This window comes from Acidovorax sp. HMWF018 (genome assembly GCF_003061035.1).
GTDB classification, from domain to species: Bacteria; Pseudomonadota; Gammaproteobacteria; order Burkholderiales; family Burkholderiaceae_C; genus Acidovorax; species Acidovorax delafieldii.
Genome location: NZ_QAIM01000550.1, coordinates 1 through 4176, shown reverse-complemented (window position 1 = coordinate 4176; position 4176 = coordinate 1). Strand labels below are relative to the sequence as shown.

At 62.1% G+C, this 4176-nt stretch carries 1 protein-coding gene and 2 pseudogenes; all 3 read left to right on the top strand.

The genetic code is table 11. The features are described 5' to 3' along the window. Positions 1-182: 182 nt before the first annotated feature. Positions 183-382, top strand: a pseudogene (locus DBR23_RS31585) (DUF3330 domain-containing protein). Positions 383-511: 129 nt separating this feature from the next. Continuing rightward, positions 512-1072 carry a recombinase family protein gene (locus tag DBR23_RS23325; RefSeq protein WP_108499742.1) on the top strand — a complete coding sequence of 187 codons (561 nt, stop codon included), beginning with the start codon at positions 512-514 and terminating at the stop codon, positions 1070-1072. Positions 1073-1074: 2 nt separating this feature from the next. Further along, positions 1075-4044 (top strand): annotated as a pseudogene (locus tag DBR23_RS23320) (Tn3 family transposase). The last annotated feature ends 132 nt before the right edge of the window (positions 4045-4176 follow it).

Below are 4176 nucleotides of genomic sequence, written 5' to 3'. Positions count from 1 at the left end.
GGGCGGTGATCCAGCTCGCGCACGGCCTTGGCATGGAAGTGGTAGCCGAGGGAGTGGAAACGCCGGCCAGTCTCACGCAGTTGCGGCTAGCGGACTGCGACGCAGTGCAGGGCTTCCTGTTCGCCAAGCCGATGCCGGCGGCGGCATTCGCCGCCTTCGTTAAGCGATGGAGGGGTGTCACCATGAACGTCAACGAACCGACCACCAGTTGTTGCGTGTGCTGCAAGGAAATTCCGCTCGATGCTGCCTTCACCCCGGAAGGCGCGGAATACGTCGACACTTTTGTGGACTCGATTGTTATGAACGTTTTCAGGCCCGAGCTAAAGCCGTAGCCGAACCAGTTACTACACCTGCCGCTGGCGGCCCAACGCCGTCAGGTTGAAGCATACCCTATCCTGATGTCAGGAGAAGCCACCCAGCAACGTCAGAATAGAGTTAACTTTTGTGTTTCTTGACACCTGCGGCGAAAGGTCATAGATTTCTTCCTGACACTTTCGTATTTGGAGGTATCTTGCAGGGTCAACGCATCGGCTACGTCCGGGTCAGCAGCTTCGACCAGAACCCGGAGCGGCAACTGGAGCATGTCGAAGTCGGCAGGGTGTTCACCGACAAGGCGTCGGGCAAGGACACCCAGCGGCCCGAGCTTGATTCGCTGCTGGCCTTCGTGCGCGAAGGCGACACCGTGGTGGTTCACAGCATGGATCGCTTGGCGCGCAACCTCGATGACTTGCGCCGCCTCGTACAAAAGCTGACCAAGCGCGGCGTGCGCATCGAGTTCGTCAAGGAAAGCCTGACCTTCACCGGCGAGGATTCACCGATGGCGAACCTGATGCTGTCGGTCATGGGGGCGTTCGCCGAATTCGAGCGGGCCTTGATCCGCGAGCGGCAGAGGGAAGGCATCGCGCTCGCCAGACAGCGCGGAGCCTACCGGGGCCGCAAGAAAGCGCTGTCGCCAGAACAGGTAGCCGAGCTGCGGCAGCGGGCCGCCGCCGGCGAACAAAAAGCGAAGCTGGCACGTGAATTTGGTGTCAGCCGGGAGACCCTGTATCAATACTTGAGATTGGATCAATAAATATGCCTCGTCGTTCCATACTGTCCGCCGCCGAGCGGGAAAGCCTGCTGGCGTTGCCGGACACCAAGGACGACCTAATTCGACATTACACGTTCAGCGATACCGATCTCTCCATTATCCGGCAGCGGCGCGGGCCTGCGAATCGCTTGGGCTTTGCCGTCCAGCTCTGCTACCTGCGCTTTCCCGGAATCTTCCTTGGTGTCGATCAGGCGCCGTCTTTGCCCCTACTGAAACTGGTCGCCGACCAGCTCAAGGTCGGCGTCGAAAGCTGGGACGACTACGGGCAGCGGGAGCAGACCCGGCGCGAGCACCTGGTCGAACTGCAAACGGTGTTCGGCTTCCAGCCGTTCACGATGAGCCACTACCGGCAGGCCGTGCACACGCTGACCGAGCTGGCCATGCAAACCGACAAAGGCATCGTGCTGGCCAGTGCACTGATTGAGCATCTGCGGCGGCAGTCGATCATCCTGCCCGCACTCAACGCCATTGAGCGCGCCAGTGCCGAGGCCATTACCCGCGCCAACCGGCGTATCTACGAAGCGCTGTCCGAACCATTGTCGAACGGGCACAGGCATCGCCTCGACGATTTGCTGAAACGCCGCGACAACGGCAAGACGACCTGGCTGGCCTGGCTGCGCCAGTCGCCCGCCAAACCGAACTCGCGCCACATGCTCGAACACATTGAGCGCCTCAAAGCCTGGTAGGCGCTCGATCTGCCGCCCGGCAGCGAGCGGTTGGTTCACCAGAATCGCTTGCTCAAGATCGCCCGTGAGGGCGGCCAGATGACGCCTGCCGACCTGTCCAAGTTCGAGCCGCAACGGCGCTACGCCACTCTCGTGGCGCTGGCCATCGAGGGCATGGCTACGGTCACCGACGAAATCATCGACCTGCACGACCGCATCCTGGGCAAGCTGTTCAACGCCGCCAAAAACAAACATCAGCAGCAGTTCCAGGCATCCGGCAAGGCTATCAACGCCAAGGTGCGCCTGTACGGGCGCATTGGGCAGGCGCTGATCGACGCCAAGCAGTCGGGCCGCGACCCGTTCGCTGCCATCGAGGCCGTCATGTCCTGGGATGCCTTCGCCGAGAGCGTCACTGAGGCGCAAAAGCTCGCGCAGCCCGATGACTTCGATTTCCTGCACCGTATCGGCGAGAGCTACGCCACCTTGCGCCGCTACGCGCCGGAATTCCTCGACGTGCTCAAGCTGCGAGCCGCGCCCGCCGCCAAGGACGTGCTGGACGCCATCGAGGTGCTGCGCGGCATGAACACCGACAACGCCCGCAAAGTGCCTGCCGATGCCCCGACCGACTTCATCAAGCCGCGCTGGCAGAAGCTGGTGATGACTGACGCGGGTATCGACCGGCGCTACTACGAGCTGTGCGCGCTGTCCGAGCTGAAGAACTCGCTGCGCTCGGGCGACATCTGGGTGCAGGGATCGCGCCAGTTCAAGGACTTCGAGGACTACCTGGTGCCGCCCGCGAAGTTCGCCAGCCTCAAGCAGTCCAGCGCATTGCCGCTGGCCGTGGCCACCGACTGCGACCAGTACCTGCACGACCGCCTGACGCTGCTTGAAGCGCAGCTTGCCACGGTCAACCGCATGGCAGCGGCCAACGACCTGCCGAATGCGATCATCACCGAGTCGGGCCTGAAGATCACGCCGCTGGATGCGGCGGTACCCGACACCGCGCAGGCGCTGATCGACCAGACAGCCATGATCCTGCCACACGTCAAGATCACCGAACTGCTGCTCGAAGTCGATGAGTGGACGGGCTTCACCCGCCACTTCACGCACCTGAAATCGGGCGATCTGGCCAAGGACAAAAATCTGCTGTTGACCACCATCCTGGCCGACGCGATCAACCTGGGCCTGACCAAGATGGCCGAGTCCTGCCCCGGCACGACCTACGCCAAGCTCGCCTGGCTACAAGCCTGGCATACCCGCGACGAAACCTATTCGACAGCGCTGGCCGAGTTGGTGAACGCCCAATTCCGGCATCCCTTCGCCGAACACTGGGGCGACGGCACCACGTCATCGTCGGACGGCCAGAACTTCCGAACCGGGAGCAAGGCCGAGAGTACCGGTCACATCAACCCGAAATATGGCAGCAGCCCTGGGCGAACCTTCTACACCCATATATCCGACCAGTACGCGCCGTTCCACACCAAGGTGGTCAATGTCGGCGTGCGCGACTCGACCTATGTACTTGACGGCCTGCTGTACCACGAGTCCGACCTGCGCATCGAGGAACACTACACCGACACGGCAGGCTTCACCGATCACGTCTTTGCCCTGATGCATCTCCTGGGCTTCCGCTTTGCGCCGCGCATCCGTGACCTGGGCGACACCAAGCTGTTCATCCCCAAGGGGGATACCGCCTATGACGCGCTCAAACCGATGATTAGCAGCGACAGGCTGAACATCAAGGCTATTCGTGCCCACTGGGATGAAATTCTGCGGCTGGCCACCTCGATCAAGCAGGGCACGGTGACAGCCTCGCTGATGCTTCGGAAACTCGGCAGCTATCCGCGCCAGAACGGCTTAGCCGTCGCCCTGCGCGAGCTGGGGCGCATCGAACGCACGCTGTTCATCCTGGACTGGTTGCAAAGCGTGGAGCTGCGCCGCCGCGTCCACGCCGGACTCAACAAGGGCGAAGCGCGCAACGCGCTGGCCCGCGCCGTATTCTTCAATCGGCTGGGCGAAATCCGCGACCGCAGCTTCGAGCAGCAGCGCTACCGGGCCAGCGGCCTCAACCTGGTCACGGCGGCCGTCGTGTTGTGGAACACGGTCTATTTGGAGCGCGCAGCACATGCGTTGCGTGGCAACGGGCATGCTGTCGATGACACGCTATTGCAATACCTGTCGCCGCTCGGCTGGGAGCACATCAACCTGACCGGCGATTACCTCTGGCGCAGCAGCGCAAAGATCGGCGCGGGCAAGTTCAGGCCGCTACGACCGTTGCAACCGGCTTAGCGTGCTTTATTTTCCGTTTTCTGAGATGACCCCAGAAAGGGGTCCCCTCGTTTTCAGTGCAATAACTGGCGGTACGCAAACCCAGCACTGGCGCGGGGGTGGTGTTGGTAGATCGTTGATTCTGTTGGCTTT